General features: G+C 57.3%; 13 protein-coding genes. 5 read left to right on the forward strand and 8 right to left on the reverse strand.

The genetic code is table 11. The features are described 5' to 3' along the window. Positions 1–82 precede the first annotated feature (82 nt). Complete coding sequence (locus HFN16_RS03805; protein ID WP_168889435.1) at positions 83–2,905, reverse strand: FAD-binding and (Fe-S)-binding domain-containing protein; 2,823 nt, start codon at positions 2,903–2,905, stop codon at positions 83–85. Between the two features lie 145 nt (positions 2,906–3,050). Between HFN16_RS03805 and cobM the strand changes: the two genes are divergently transcribed. The 3 genes from cobM to HFN16_RS03820 all read left to right on the forward strand — a co-directional run bounded on the left by cobM (position 3,051) and on the right by HFN16_RS03820 (position 5,279). Continuing rightward, positions 3,051–3,818 (forward strand): precorrin-4 C(11)-methyltransferase, encoded by a 768-nt coding sequence (gene cobM, locus HFN16_RS03810; RefSeq protein ID WP_168889436.1) that lies wholly within the window; start codon positions 3,051–3,053, stop codon positions 3,816–3,818. A 96-nt stretch (positions 3,819–3,914) separates the two neighbouring features. Further along, positions 3,915–4,781, forward strand: coding sequence for a transporter substrate-binding domain-containing protein (locus HFN16_RS03815; protein WP_168889437.1), 867 nt, complete (start codon positions 3,915–3,917; stop codon positions 4,779–4,781). A gap of 102 nt (positions 4,782–4,883) precedes the next feature. Continuing rightward, complete coding sequence (locus HFN16_RS03820; RefSeq protein ID WP_168889438.1) at positions 4,884–5,279, forward strand: secondary thiamine-phosphate synthase enzyme YjbQ; 396 nt, start codon at positions 4,884–4,886, stop codon at positions 5,277–5,279. Between the two features lie 48 nt (positions 5,280–5,327). Here HFN16_RS03820 and HFN16_RS03825 read toward each other — a convergent pair whose 3' ends face one another. The 4 genes from HFN16_RS03825 to HFN16_RS03840 all read right to left on the reverse strand — a co-directional run bounded on the left by HFN16_RS03825 (position 5,328) and on the right by HFN16_RS03840 (position 9,042). Further along, positions 5,328–6,128 (reverse strand): cytochrome b/b6 domain-containing protein, encoded by an 801-nt coding sequence (locus HFN16_RS03825; RefSeq protein ID WP_168889439.1) that lies wholly within the window; start codon positions 6,126–6,128, stop codon positions 5,328–5,330. Beyond that, a complete protein-coding gene (locus HFN16_RS03830; protein WP_168889440.1) occupies positions 6,125–6,775 on the reverse strand; it encodes a cytochrome c3 family protein in 651 nt (216 codons plus the stop codon). Before HFN16_RS03830 ends, HFN16_RS03825 begins: the two co-directional genes overlap by 4 nt. Before the next feature lie 9 nt (positions 6,776–6,784). After that, positions 6,785–8,074 (reverse strand): multiheme c-type cytochrome, encoded by a 1,290-nt coding sequence (locus HFN16_RS03835; RefSeq protein ID WP_247648431.1) that lies wholly within the window; start codon positions 8,072–8,074, stop codon positions 6,785–6,787. A gap of 197 nt (positions 8,075–8,271) precedes the next feature. Next, on the reverse strand, positions 8,272–9,042 hold the full coding sequence (locus tag HFN16_RS03840) for an MBL fold metallo-hydrolase (protein ID WP_168889442.1): 771 nt from the start codon (positions 9,040–9,042) through the stop codon (positions 8,272–8,274). A 109-nt stretch (positions 9,043–9,151) separates the two neighbouring features. Between HFN16_RS03840 and HFN16_RS03845 the strand changes: the two genes are divergently transcribed. Then, entirely contained in the window at positions 9,152–10,117 is a 966-nt protein-coding gene (locus tag HFN16_RS03845; RefSeq protein WP_168889443.1) for a GlxA family transcriptional regulator, read from the forward strand. A gap of 17 nt (positions 10,118–10,134) precedes the next feature. Here HFN16_RS03845 and HFN16_RS03850 read toward each other — a convergent pair whose 3' ends face one another. Continuing rightward, the gene (locus HFN16_RS03850; RefSeq protein WP_168889444.1) at positions 10,135–10,317 is read right to left on the reverse strand and encodes a hypothetical protein; all 183 of its coding nucleotides are present in this window, start codon (positions 10,315–10,317) and stop codon (positions 10,135–10,137) included. Positions 10,318–10,405: 88 nt separating this feature from the next. Next, positions 10,406–11,158 (reverse strand): tRNA pseudouridine(38-40) synthase TruA, encoded by a 753-nt coding sequence (gene truA / locus HFN16_RS03855; RefSeq protein WP_168889445.1) that lies wholly within the window; start codon positions 11,156–11,158, stop codon positions 10,406–10,408. Between the two features lie 233 nt (positions 11,159–11,391). Between truA and HFN16_RS03860 the strand changes: the two genes are divergently transcribed. Further along, entirely contained in the window at positions 11,392–12,084 is a 693-nt protein-coding gene (locus HFN16_RS03860; RefSeq protein WP_168889446.1) for a queuosine precursor transporter, read from the forward strand. 388 nt (positions 12,085–12,472) lie between these two features. Here the strand turns inward: HFN16_RS03860 and HFN16_RS03865 are convergent, their stop codons facing one another. Continuing rightward, positions 12,473–13,846 (reverse strand): M48 family metalloprotease, encoded by a 1,374-nt coding sequence (locus HFN16_RS03865; protein ID WP_168889447.1) that lies wholly within the window; start codon positions 13,844–13,846, stop codon positions 12,473–12,475. Positions 13,847–13,901: the final 55 nt, after the last annotated feature.

Genomic DNA, 13,901 nt, shown 5'->3' on the forward strand with positions numbered 1-13,901 from the left:
AGAAACCGGAAACCCGCAACCACGCAGAAAGGGGAGCCCGCCGAAGAAAGCGGACTCCCCTGTGGTTTCTGTTTACCAAGGACTATGCCTTGGACTTGGCGGCCTCATCAATGAGGAAGAGGATGTTCTTGTACGGAATCTTGCCGTGTAGCGAGAGCCCGATCTCACAGGTACGGGAGGTGGAGTAGCCGGACTCACAGTCGGCGACCTGTGCGGGCAGTTCCTTGAGGGACACCTCATTGAGTTCGGGGTAATTGAACCCGCGATCTCCGGCAAAGCCGCAGCAGAAGACATCCTCGGGGACCACCACTTCGCGGGCGCAGCGGCGTGCGAGGGCGGTCATGGAATCAGCCAGTCCCATCTTGCGGGAAGAGCAGGTGACATGCAGGGCCACCTTGCGGTCCACGGGCTCGAAGTCGAGACGATGTTCGAGATGTTCGAGCACGAACTGGACGGGCTCCATGAGGGTGAGGCCCTTGATGTGTTCCTGCATCCGGTACAGACACGGGCTGGTGTCGCACAGGATGGGGTATGCTCCGTTCTCGCTGGCATCGCGCAGGGCGGCTTCCAGCTCGGCGAGCTTCTTGTCCGCCTGCGCCACGAACCCCTTGCTCTCAAAGGGCTGACCGCAGCACAGCTCGTTCATGTTGTCCGGGAAGATCGCCTGATAGCCCGCCTTGATGAGCAGGCTGAGAGTCCGATCCCGCAGGGCCGTGGTGTCCGGGTCCTGCTTCTCCGGCCCCATGTGGCGCGAGACGCAACTGGGGAAGTAGACGACCTTGTTGATGCTGGTCGGCGTGGAGTGAATCTTGGGTTCAGAGGGCTTGCGCGGCATGGAGGTGTTCCACTGCGGGATACGCTTGCCTGAATACTTGTGCATGGCCTTGGTCATGGAGGTCATCTTCTTGTCGCCAAGGAAGTCATGGGCGGCCCCGGCGAGCTTGAGATCGGTTTCGATGACCGCCACAGTCTTCTGGAAGTTGTTGGCGACGACCGAAGCCATCATCTTCTCCCAGGTGCCGCGCGCCCAGGTGCGGTAGACCTTGATGAACTTGCCGGTGTTGATGCCCACCGGACAACGAAGGGCACACAGACCGTCTGCGGCACAGGTGGCCTCGCCAGCATAGTCGTAGGTCTTCTTGAAGAACTCGAGCGCGGCCGGGAAGTCGGTACCCTCGGCTTCCACGCGGGATATTTCACGGTAGGCCACGATACGTTGACGCGGCGTCAGGGTCAGTTCGCGTGACGGGCAGGTCGGCTCACAGAATCCACATTCGATACACTTGTCGATGAGCTCGTGGGCCACGGGCAGCGGCTTGAGATCCTTGAGGTGCGCCTGCGGGTCTTCGTTGAGGATGACACCGGGATTGAGCAGTCCGTCGGGATCGAGGAGCGCCTTGATGTCTTCCATGAGCTTGTACGCTTCCTTACCCCACTCGAGTTCCACGAAGTGGGCCATGTTGCGCCCCGTGCCGTGCTCGGCCTTGAGGGAACCCTTGTAGGTGACGGCCACCATCTCGGTGACGTCATCCATGAAGGCAGCGTAGCGGTCGATCTCTTCCTGCGTGTTGAAGTCCTGCGCAAAGACGAAGTGCAGATTGCCTTCCAGCGCATGGCCGAAAATGATGGCTTGATCATAGCCGTGCTTCTTGAACAGCTCCTGCAATTCAAGAGTCGCCTTGGCCAGTTGCTTGATGGGGAAGGCCACGTCCTCGATGATGACGGTGGTACCGGAATCACGCACAGCACCGACTGCCGGGAACAGACCACGACGGACGTTCCAGAGGGAGTTGAATTCAGCGGGAACCGCCGTGAACTCGTGCGGCTTGGCGTACGGAATGTCCTTCACCGCGTCGAGCACCTTGGCGATCTTCTCGTCCAGAATCTTGGAAGTGCGGCCACGGACCTCGACCAGCAGCGCACAGGCATCCGGTCCGAGATCGGCCAGTCCATCGGGCACGCCTGGCTTGTCCTGCACGGCGGCCAGAGCTGCGCGGTCCATGATCTCTGCCGCTGAAACCCGCTGGGCACGGCAGATGATGGCCGCCTCGCAACCGGACTTGATATCCGGGAACAGCATCAGGGCGGACGCCTTGTGCGGATGTTCGACAACCGTCCGGTAAATGACGTTGGAGATAAAGGCCAAGGTGCCTTCGGAACCAACCAGCAGGTGCTGGAGTATTTCGAAAGGATCTTCAAAGTCCACCAGCGCGTTGAGGCTGTAGCCGGTGGTGTTCTTGATCTTGAACTTGCGCTTGATCAGAGCGGACAGATCCTTGTCGTCCATGATCCGCTTGCGCAGCTTGGTCAGCCCCTTGAGCACATGACCGTGGGTCTTCTCAAAGGACTTGCGGCTCTCCGCATCCGAAGTGTCGAGCACGGTTCCATCAGCCATGACCATACGCATGGAGTCCAGCGTCTTGTAGGAGTTCTCGGCCACGCCGCAGCACATGCCGGAGGCGTTGTTGGCCACGATACCGCCGATCTTACAGGTGTCGATACTGGCCGGGTCAGGCCCGATCTTCTTCCCGTGGGGCGCGAGGATACGGTTGGCGTGACTGCCGATGATGCCCGGCTCCAGCGCAATCTTCTTGGCCTTGTCGAGGATCTCGTAATTACGCCACCCTTCACCAAGGCGGACCAGAATGGAGTCGCTGATGGCCTGCCCGGAAAGAGAGGTGCCTGCCGCGCGGAAGGTCACCGGCACCTGATACAGGTTCACCAGCTTGAGGATGTTGACCACCTCGGACTCTTCCTGCGAGTCGATGACGATTTTGGGGATCAGTCGATAGAAGCTGGCATCCGTGCCATACGCCATGGTACGCAGCGAATCGGTATACACCCTCTCCTTGGGGATGAATTCCAGCAAGTCCTCGTAAATTTTATCATATGGCGCGGGCAGCATAGGTGCTCCTTGGTTTCGACGTTGCTCTGAGTAAACCTGACTGTTTCGACAGTAACACAGCCTACAAATAGTAAACAATACTGGTAGCGTTATAATCATCACACAACTTGGCTTTGAGGGAAGCCCTGTGTATCCTGACCGCCGCATGACCGAGAACAAAGTTTATTTCATCGGAGCCGGCCCGGGTGATCCCGAACTGGTGACCGTCAAGGGGCAACGCCTCATCAGCGAGGCAGACCTCGTCCTCTACGCCGGGTCACTCGTACCCAAAGCTATCGTGGAATGTGCCAAGGAAGGGGCCAAGGTCGCGGACTCCGCGCCGCTCAACCTTGAAGAAACCCACGCGCTCATGATGGAGACCATCCGCGACGGCGGCATGGTCGCTCGCGTTCATACCGGCGACTCTTCCCTGTACGGCGCCATCCGCGAGCAGATCGAACTGCTGGACCGTGACGGCGTGGAGTATTCGGTTGTGCCTGGCGTTACGGCCGCGTTTGCGGCAGCGGCTTCGGCATGTCGCTCCTACACCGTTCCTGAAGTCACCCAGACTTTGATTTTCACCCGGCTGGCCGGACGCACTCCCGTGCCCGAGAACGAAGACCTGCGCAAACTGGCGGCCCACGGCTCGGCCATGTGCATCTATCTCTCGGCAGGCGATCCTGAAGGCATTCAGCGGGAGCTGGAAGCGGGCGGCCTGATCCCGTCCACCCTCATCGTCATGGCCTACCGCGTAGGCTGGCCCGAAGAAAAAGTGGTGGAGACCACACTGGAGAACCTCGCACGCACCGCCCGCGAGAACGGATTCACCCGCCAGACCGTATTCCTTGTCCTGCCCGGACAGGGGCTCGAAGACGCAGGAGAAGCCAAATCCCTTCTTTATGACAAGGGATTTGCGCACGGATATCGAAAATAGAAATACTCCTGACCGGGAGCAATTGACCCACCTTATACCTGCATTGCCACGCAGGTAATACTACGGTATTGGTCAATTGCCTTCGTGGAGAAACGTATGCGTCGATTTACAGCTCTACATATCATTCTTTTCTTTCTTCTGTTCGCCTTTGCAACAGAGGGCTTTGCCACGTCTGAAGCAATGCGCAAATACCAGCGCAACGGCATCACGGTAGTGCATGTCAGCCAGGCCCACCCGTTCTACTTCATGGGCAGGGACGGCAAACCCGAAGGCATGGTCGTGGACCTGTGGAACAAGTGGTCCGAAGTCACCGGCATCCCGATCCATTTCGACATTGCAGCGTGGCGACAGACCATATCCATTGTGCTGGATGGGCGCTGCGATGTTCACGGCGGCCTGATGATCACCGAAAAGCGCAAGGAGCAGTTCGGCTTTTCCCAGCCCCTGTTCACCATCTCCACGGCCATCATGGCTCGCGCGGGCGAAGACTACGACACCGACTCCCTGCTGGACAACGGCATCATCGGGCTGGTGGCTGGCGGCTATCCCGGCAAGATTCTGATGGCCGAGCACCCCTATGTGAAGATTCAGGAATACGACACGCCGCAACAGGTGGTGAACGCTCTTGCCGACAGACAGGTAGAGGGCGTGGTCATGGACGTACCCACCTTCCACTTCAATAACATCCAGCGCGAATTCCCGGTGGACTACGAAGTCCTCTCCACCATTGCCGTGGAAGAGATTCACGCAGGCGTCCGCAAGGCCGACACCGAACTCCTGGCCATCGTGGATGAAGGCTTCTCCAAAATCAGCACACAAGAGCGAAAGACCATTCAGGAACGCTGGTTCGTCATGAAAGACAAGACGAACAACTCCGACTATACCATCTACGTAGTCGGGGCCATTTTGATCCTCGCCCTTGGCGTCCTCGTCCATCGCATGATCAAGACGCCGAGTGCATAGCCATTCGCTGACTGCAGCACCTGCTATCTGCCGACGACAACAGTTTTCGGCACCGGAATTATACCGCCCCAAACACTTCAAGCCACAGACGAGGGAGAGTTTATGGAAACCCTGAGCATCCGCACCCATGCCCGCGAAGAGATGATGGACATCACCCGCATGCTCAACAGCATGATCCACGCCAACGGCTGGACCGACGGCGCACTCCTGCTCTACTGCCCGCACACCACCGGAGCAGTGACCATCAATGAAGGGGCCGACCCCGACGTGGTCCGTGACATCACGGTCAATCTGAACAAGCTGGTCCCCCGCAACGGCGACTATCACCACGCCGAGGGCAACTCGGACGCCCACATCAAGTCATCCATGTTCGGGTGCGAACAACTGGTCATAGTGGAAGACGGCACCCTCCAGCTCGGCACCTGGCAAAAAATCTATTTCTGTGAGTTCGACGGGCCGCGCAGCCGCAAGCTGTGGATAAAGTGGCTCGGAGCATAGACGCAAAAAAGGCCCCGGATGTTCGTCCGGGGCCTTATTCGTTTCAGGTTACCAGCTGACAAGGTTGGCGTTCATCAACCCTCCCACTACCAGATAGATGCCGAAGACGACCACGCTCAGACCGATGACATAGGATATCAGCAGTCCTATGACTGGAACGTCTGACACGGTCCTTTCCTCCAAACCTCCTTCGGAGCGGAGGCGTGCCATCCATGCCGGCCGTTCTTCCGAAGCAGCTTCAAGGTCGGTGTCGCCCGCAAACATCGCCCGGTCCATGGGGAAGTTGTGTCGCCGCAAGTGGGCTATGGCGAAGTGGATGACAAACACATGGAGCATGGCCAGACAGGCCTCGATGCGATGCACCCAAAGGGCCACGTTCAGCGACCATCCCTTGAAGTACGCAGTGGTGGAAAGGGGATCGTAGAGCATCAAACCTGTGACACCCAGTACGATCATGCCCCAGAACACGGCCCAATAGTCGAACTTCTCCCAATATCCCCAGCGCTCGAATCGAGGAGCCTTGCCCCCGAACATCCAGCCGAGGTGAGCGAAGAACTGCTTCAGATCATTGAACCGGAACCACAGCGCATCCTCGCCGCCGACTTTCTCGGCAAACACGATGAACAACGCGTAAACCATGTGACAGAGGAAGAGCAGGAGCATGAACAGCCCCACATATTTGTGCACCGTCAAGCTTCCTTCATAGCCGCCAAAGGGCGAAGCCAGAGCTCGGCCCCAGGAGGTTTCAATGTACATCCTCGCTGTGCCAGTGACAGCCTGCACAAGGAAGGAAAGCATCAACAGTATGTGGAACGCCTTCTGAACCGGTGTGAATCGTTTCAGTCTCATGCGTCACCTCCCTTCTCTTTGCTCGAGAACAGCTCACGCAGCATCCAGAGCCCGGTATGGGGCAGGAAGAGCGCAAACGTACCCACGGCGATGACCACCATTATCCAGACTGCCCAGTAGAGAACCGGGAAGCTCTTTGCCGTTCCCGCCATCAACGGTGGCGGCTCATGCACCACATACATGGCGAACGACCCGCTGGCTCCCTGATGACACTTGGCGCAAACCATGGCGTGCCTTCGAATGGGATTCAACGGCGAGAAGTAATGGTTGATACCCGCGATGGGATCCTGGCCGTGACACTGACGACATGCGATGTTCATTCGCGTGGTATGCCGATTGTTACGCGCAGTCTCCTTATGGCAACTGACGCATCGCTGATGCTTATAGTTGGGCACCATTGCATGCGCATCCACCGCAAAGGTGGCGACAGAACCTCGCCCCCCGGTTATCGCCGGTTGCTTGGCTCCGCTCCACTGCACAAAGGGACTGCCCCTGCTGGGCATGACCTCATATTCCTGATAGTAGCCCGTGCTCGCCTCTCGCATGCGATAGCGGTCGGCCCCGGCAAGCTCCTCCTGAGCCGCACAGGGCAGCGCAAGGAAGGCCCCCGCGATGAGCAGAGCCATGGTTATGATTGTACGTTGCATGACCGCCTCCTACTTGTAGGCGTTCACAGGCTCCACCACCTTCCCCTTGGGTGCGGGCATGGATGCCAATACCTCAAACTGCTTCTGCAACTCGACCAGGTCTGCATCCTTGTGCTTATGACAGGTCTGACAGGAGTTGGGGACCTTCGGATTCTTGATGGTTTCGGACGGCAGCAGCGTCTTGAAGACGTGGCTGTGAATATCCGCGGATTCGGCAGACTGGGCGATACGAGGCATATGACAACCCACACAGTTGGCAAACGAGTGAATGGAGTGAGCCATGTTCGTATTCACCTGCTCGTGACAAGTCAGACAAGACTTGGAGCCGGTTTCCTTGGTCATGAATCTCGATGCCGGCATTCCAAGCTGATGCACGGAGTGACACGACGTACAGGTCACGCCTTCACGTCTATGCTCGGACTTGACCCAATCGATATACTGCTGATGGTGCTTCTTGGCGAACTCATTGGGGTAGACATGGTTCTTGTCACCCGCCGCATAAGAAGTGGACACGTAGTATGGCTCAAGCGCCTTACCGGGGGTCCAACCCACGGGCCAGCCTGCGCCCTTCTGCATGGTGGACTTGCCGCGGTTGTGACAGGAGCCACAAATCTGGACAGAAGTACCACGGGGCAGCTTGGCCGGATTGATGATGGTTTCACGCTTTTCAAACAACGCGGTCTTGGGCAGGGCAACATGCCATGACCCCGCACCGTGACATGCTTCACATCCTACGCCCGGCTCGGAGAACGTTCCCTTACTCGGATCATCCTTGTTCAGCTTGACGCCAGTGGTGTGACAGCCACCGCACTTGAGCAGCCAGGGCCGCTTGTTCCAATCGTGCTCGTGGTAGTTTACCCAACGGCCAGACTCCGTATTGAACTGGATGGGTGAAATATAGAGCACTCCGCCCTTTTCGACGATGTAGCGCTGCTTCCACTCGTTACCCAGCGTGTACAGGATATCATCCTTCTTGGGGATGTAGACCTGATCCAGGGGAACCTTGAGCTTGCCCTTCTCTTCCAGTTTCTTGAAATCGGCCAGAATGGTCTCTTGATTGATGGAGACGATAAATGCGTCACGATTTTTAGTCACATTCTGAGCCATGCGACTGTGGTTGGTAACTTTCCAAGAGTCGTAGTGTTCAAGATGACAGGTTTTACACGTTTCTGATCCGACAAATTCCTTAGGTTGCGACGTAATTTTTGCCACATCCACAACAGGTTCGCTCGACGTACAGCCCCCTACGAACAATAGCGCCAGAACGAATGCAGCACACAGGCCTATCACTTTTTTCATCTGCACCTCCATTGGATTCCAGAACAGACTATTCCTACCTGTATACCCTCTTAGGCCATAGGAACATTCTATGGTATTATTTTTGTTCTCGCGCGGACACCTCTCCAAAGCCTTAGAATGCTACCATCACCATTTCCTAAACCAAGAATGAGCACTCAACGAAAAAGGGCCGCTCATTTGAGCGGCCCTTTCAGTGTTTACAGCGTAATACTTTCACCATCATCCGGGACCACCACCCGGTCGGCCAGTCCTTGCGCCTCCAACTCACTGCGGAGTTCGGCTCGCGTCAGTGCGCAGTGATTGAGGGCCTCCATGTGGACGACCGCGAACCGGGAGTCCGGAAGGCGACCGGCGGTGGTCACAATGTCGTCTACTCCCATCGTGATGGGATCGCTGATGACGAGCCGGGCTTCACCGCCGTAGAGCACCCCATATTGGGGACGGTGACGATCCAGAGCAGCCTGCAGCAGTTCATCATAAATAACGTCGCCGCTAATGAGCAGGGATTCGCCAGCTTCGTCAGTGATGACATAGCCGGAGCTGTGCCCCATGGCCGCCTTGCCCTCGCCCTTGCCATGGCTGCCTTCAAAGCGATGCAGGGTGAGGCCGCCCCACTCAGTCGCCTCTTCTACCGGAAGGACCGTGTCAAAGCCCAGTTCGTGCAGCATCTCCGCATCTGTTGGCTGACAGAGCACCGGGAGGTGCCGGGGCAACAATTCCTGCGCCTTGCCATCAAAATGATCGGAGTGGGTGTGGGTCAACAAAACGGCGTCCACGTTGAGCAAGGCATCCACAGGAACAGGCAGTTCCGTCAAAGGCCAGTACGTCGTATTGTTTCTGGTCAGAGGGTGGGGCTTGTTGGCCCCCTTGTCTGAAAAGACGGGGTCCACAAGCAAACGCCTGCCGCCGATGGTCACAAGCATGGTGGCATGGCGAATGGCCTGAATCTCGATATGGGAATTGGTCATGGTGTCCTCCAAGGATTTTCTCGTTGTCTTGGCTTCACCCTAGCCCCACACCTCACATGGCAACAGTGTCGCTATTGACAAAAGACGTGCGAATAACGACATTAATCCTATGCAATCCGTCGGAGTACTCGCCCTGCCCAACTGCCTGCTGACCGGTGTTATCGGTCCACTGGAAATCTTCGCCATTGCCAACTCCATGGCAACGGACGGTACTCCTGTGTTCGACCCCATGGACATAATAGGACTTAAGAAGGGCGACACCATCAACTTCTCGGGTATCCCCATCCCCGTACAGTCCACGCTGGAAGACGCTATCCCGGATATCGTTATCCTTCCGCCCATCTTCGCAGAGCTGGATAAGGCCCTCGACAACCGCCGCCTCATCGACTGGCTCAAGGCGCGCCACGAAGCCGGGGCTATCATCGCCACCAGTTGTGCGGGATCGTTTCTGCTGGCCGAAACAGGACTACTGGACAACCGGACCGCCACCACCCACTGGAAGCTGGTGCCCCTGTTCCGCGAGCGATATCCAGAGGTGGACCTCCAGCCCCGGATGATGCTCATCGACGGCGGCAGCTACGTCTGCGCAGGCGGCGCCATGGCATGGCAGGACCTCGCCCTGCATCTGGTGGCCCGGTTCATATCGCCGGAAGTCGCCTCCACCACGGCCAAGCTGCTGGTCATGGACGGCACACGACACGTACAGACGCCCTACTTCATGTTTGAACAACAGGAGCAGGATCACTCCGACGCCTCGGTACACGCCGTTCAGAAATGGTTGCAGGCGCACTACCACGAACCGCTCACCATCGACGAGATGGCCGAGATCGCAGAACTCGGCACGCGCACCTTTCTGCGCCGCTTCAAGCGGGCAACGGGTCAGACACCGCTCAGCTATCTACAGCAACTTCGGATCGAATCCGCCAGGCATCTTTTGGAAGTCTCCACCAAGAACATCGAAGAGATCACCGGCCTCACTGGATATGCGGACTCATCATCCTTCCGCCGATTGTTCAAGGAGAAGACGGGCCTCACACCCAAGGAGTACCGGAGCCGATTCCATCGGCTGACGTAATTCAGAAGAGATTCAAGCTAGTCGCCCATGGGCATGGGAGCAGAATAATCGTCATTCCAGCGCTTGTTGCGCTTACGGTTCTGACAGTTCACGCACTCCCAACAGGTCTCGGGAGTAAAGCGGCAACGGAGGATATTCTTATACCGGTGGTAAGTCTTCTCGCCGCAGTGGGGACAGTATTTGAATTGGAGAATACTCATTGTCGTTGTCTCGGTAAGGTGAATTGGACGCACCGTACCCCTCCCATCGTTTTTGGGAAGCAAAGAAACGTGACAAATTGGTTAAGAATTACAAATAGTCAGGATAGAAAACAGAGATAAGGGTCAACCCCTGCGGCGGCGCGGTTGGCGGGGCTTCGCTCCGGTCTTTCGAGGCGAGAATCCTGCGCACATCATCAGGCCCCAGACGGCCTCGCCCACAGGCCACAAGGCAGCCCATGAGGTTGCGAACCATCTGCTTCAGAAAGCTGTTAGCCTTGAACCGCCACACGACCTCATGCTCATTAACACCGGGGTGCCGGGAAATTTCCGTAATAGTGCGCACGGTTGAATTCACCACTGTGCCTACGTTCTGGAAAGCCGAGAAATCATGCTCGCCCAAAAGGACCTGCGCGGCTTCTTCCATGGCATCGAAGTCCACAGGGCCACAGTCCCACACGAATCGACGACGATGCGGCAGACAGAACTCGTACTTCGTCCACAGCACGTATTCATACACCTTGCCCCGCGCCGAAAAACGGGAGTGGAAATCATCATCCACAACCTCAGCCTTCAGCACGCACACGTCATCAGGAAGCAGGGAATTGAGCGACCGTTGCCACGGCACATGCGCCTTGTCATCCGGGCAATCGAAATGTGCCACCTGCCCCATGGCATGTACGCCGGAGTCCGTCCGCCCCGAGCCATGCACTCTCGGCGGCTGGTCAAATATTCTGCCCAGCGCCCTCTCCAATTCGCCCTGCACGGTGCGATCGCGCGGCTGCAATTGAAAGCCGGAATAGTCGGTGCCGTCATAGGCAAGGGTCAGTTTGATGCGAGGCAAGGAGCGTCCTTTTGCTTGAGCAATTTCAAATGTGTGTTGGGGAGTTTGTACTTGAGACCGCCGTTTTTTTAAAGAGGAGAAAAACAGGAACTTCGTCCGCCCGCAACCAGCTGAAAAAGCGCAATCTTCATGTCCATCAACGGCTGCGGGCCATTCGCTCCCGTTTTATATATTTCATAAATATACCTCAATTCCCTTGACCTGCCACCGCATCTCGGGCAATGCCAACCCCCATGAACGAAACGTTATGGATCATTTTCGCCCTTGTCGACCTGTGCATGGTTCTCGCCGTGTACCGGTTCTTCGGTCGTGTCGGCCTGTTCGGTCTCATGGTTTTCAACCTGCTCCTGTGCAACATTCAGGTGCTCAAAACCGTGGAACTCTTCGGCCTGACCACCACCCTCGGTAATGTCCTGTATGCCAGCGTCTTTCTGGCCACCGACCTGCTCAGTGAATTTTACGGCAAGAAAGAGGCCCGCAAAGGCGTGCTGCTCGGCTTCATGACCCTGGTCATGATGGTCGCCTATATGCAGATCGCCCTCTATTTCCAGCCCGCTGCCGATGATTTCGCACAGCCGCATCTGTCCGCCCTGTTCGGCTTCATGCCGCGCATCGCCCTCGCTTCCATGGCTGCCTATCTGATTTCCCAGCTCCACGACGTTTGGGCCTTCCATGCCCTCAAGGAGCGCACCGGCGGTCGCATGCTCTGGCTGCGTAACAACGCGTCCACCATGGTCAGCCAGTTGCTGGATTCCTCTATCTTCTGCGTCATCGCCTTCTGGGGCGTTTTCCCCATGGAGATCTTCATGGAAATCCTGCTCTCCACCTACATCATCAAGGTGGCAGTGGCCGTCCTCGATACGCCCTTCATCTATCTGGCCAAGCGCTTCTTCCGAAAGGAAGACGCCGTCGCCGAGCACGCGTAGAGCTAATGCCAACACAACGAAAAGGCCGCTCCTGAAAAGGGGCGGCCTTTTTTATTGAAATCAGAATATGAGGTCGCCTGCGGCGAGATTAAGAGTAAACTAGCAGGGCGCTGCCCTGCACCCGCCAAAGGCCGAGGGCCTTTGGAATCCCATCTGCGGCTATCGCCGCAAGGTTATTAAAATAGAAAGAGCCCTAATACTCCAACACCCCCGAGCGAAGCGAGCGACAAAAGGTTTAGGAGATTCTTAAGAACCCTTTTCCCAAAGGGTTCTTAAGCCGTCGGAGACGCCCCACCGGCGAGGTGGCCCCGCTGGCAGACTAAGCCGTTAACGAGTCCTCGAGTCTTACGGATGAGGACAGCAGAGATAGCGCCGCCGGAGGCTTCCCCTAAACGATACCTTTGAGGGGATCGGCAATAGGGATAGCTTCGCCCTTGATGTACCCCCACTCGACCAGACGATAATAGGCATACTTGGCCTGATCGCCCTGATTCACCTGCTTGAGAAAACGGATGTAGTTCTCTGCGGCAGTGCGGCGATCACCCATGTTTTCGGCGGAGTAGCCCTTGTAGAACGCGGTGTACGGATTACCGGGCAACTGCTGATCATAGGCGTTGAAATTGTCGAAGGCCGCGGCGTAATTCTTGTTGCGCACCATGAGCAGACCGTTGAACTGCATGGCCTGTCCCTCGGAGGGGTAGACCTCACGCGCCTTGGTCGCATAGGGCACCGCCCCTGCGTAGTTGGCCTTGGCCACCTGACACTTGGACATGATCATGAGCGCGGCATAATCGTTGGGCGCGACCTTGAGCGCGGACTGACATTTGCCCTCGGCCTCGTCGTACTTTTTCTGGGCCATAAGCTTTTCCGCATCCTGCAAATCCTCAATGGCCGGAGCGATCTTGCGCAGGGAGGCGGTGTTGTCCATGTACCGCTCGCGGTACACCCTGTACTCGCTGGCGCTGGCGTACTGGGTGTAGGCAGCCTTCTTGGCCGTGGCGAGACGCTCGCTGGACATGGGATGGGTGGAGAACATCACTTCCATGGTGCTCGGCTCGCGGTCATGCTGATCGTTGAGCATGTCCATGAGACCGACCATACCGTCGGGATTATACTCCGCCTTGGTCATGTACTCCATGCCAAGGGCATCGGCCTGACGCTCGTCGTCACGACTGTAGGAGGCGAGCAGCAATCCGGTGCCGATACCGGCCAGACCACCGGCCAATGCGCCCCATTCGTTGCCGTAGATGGCACCGACTGCGGCACCGCCCACACCGGCGAGAATGGTGACAGCCTGCTGGTTGGACATGCGCGAGGCGGTGTGGCGGGCGTTGACGTGCCCGACCTCATGGCCAATCAATCCGGCCAGCTCGGCCTCGTTGTCGAGTTCCAGCATGATGCCGCGAGTGGCCGCGATAGTGCCACCGGGAAAAGCGTATGCGTTGACGTAGTTGGCGTTCACCACGCGGAAGGAGTACGGCATGTCGGGACGATGGCTCGTCTTGGCGAGCCGCGCACCCACGCTGGTCACGTACTCGTTGAGGGCCTCCTCCTGCACTGCGCCATAGTCATTGGAAAGCTGATGCGGCGAGGCCTGCTTGTCCATGGCGATTTCCTGCTCCTCGGAAACGAGCATAAACTGGCTGCGGCCAGTCACCGGGTTCTTGGCGCAACCGCCGAGGGCAACGCCCAGTGCGGTCATACCACCCGCTTTCATGAACTCTCGACGAGTCCACTGACGAACTATATTTATTTTGTGCATCTCCACTCCGTATTTTTATACCTTGTTACCGCAAATGGCATGTCCTGTTCAAGTA

Source organism: Pseudodesulfovibrio sp. zrk46 (assembly GCF_012516435.1).
Taxonomy (GTDB): domain Bacteria; phylum Desulfobacterota; class Desulfovibrionia; order Desulfovibrionales; family Desulfovibrionaceae; genus Pseudodesulfovibrio.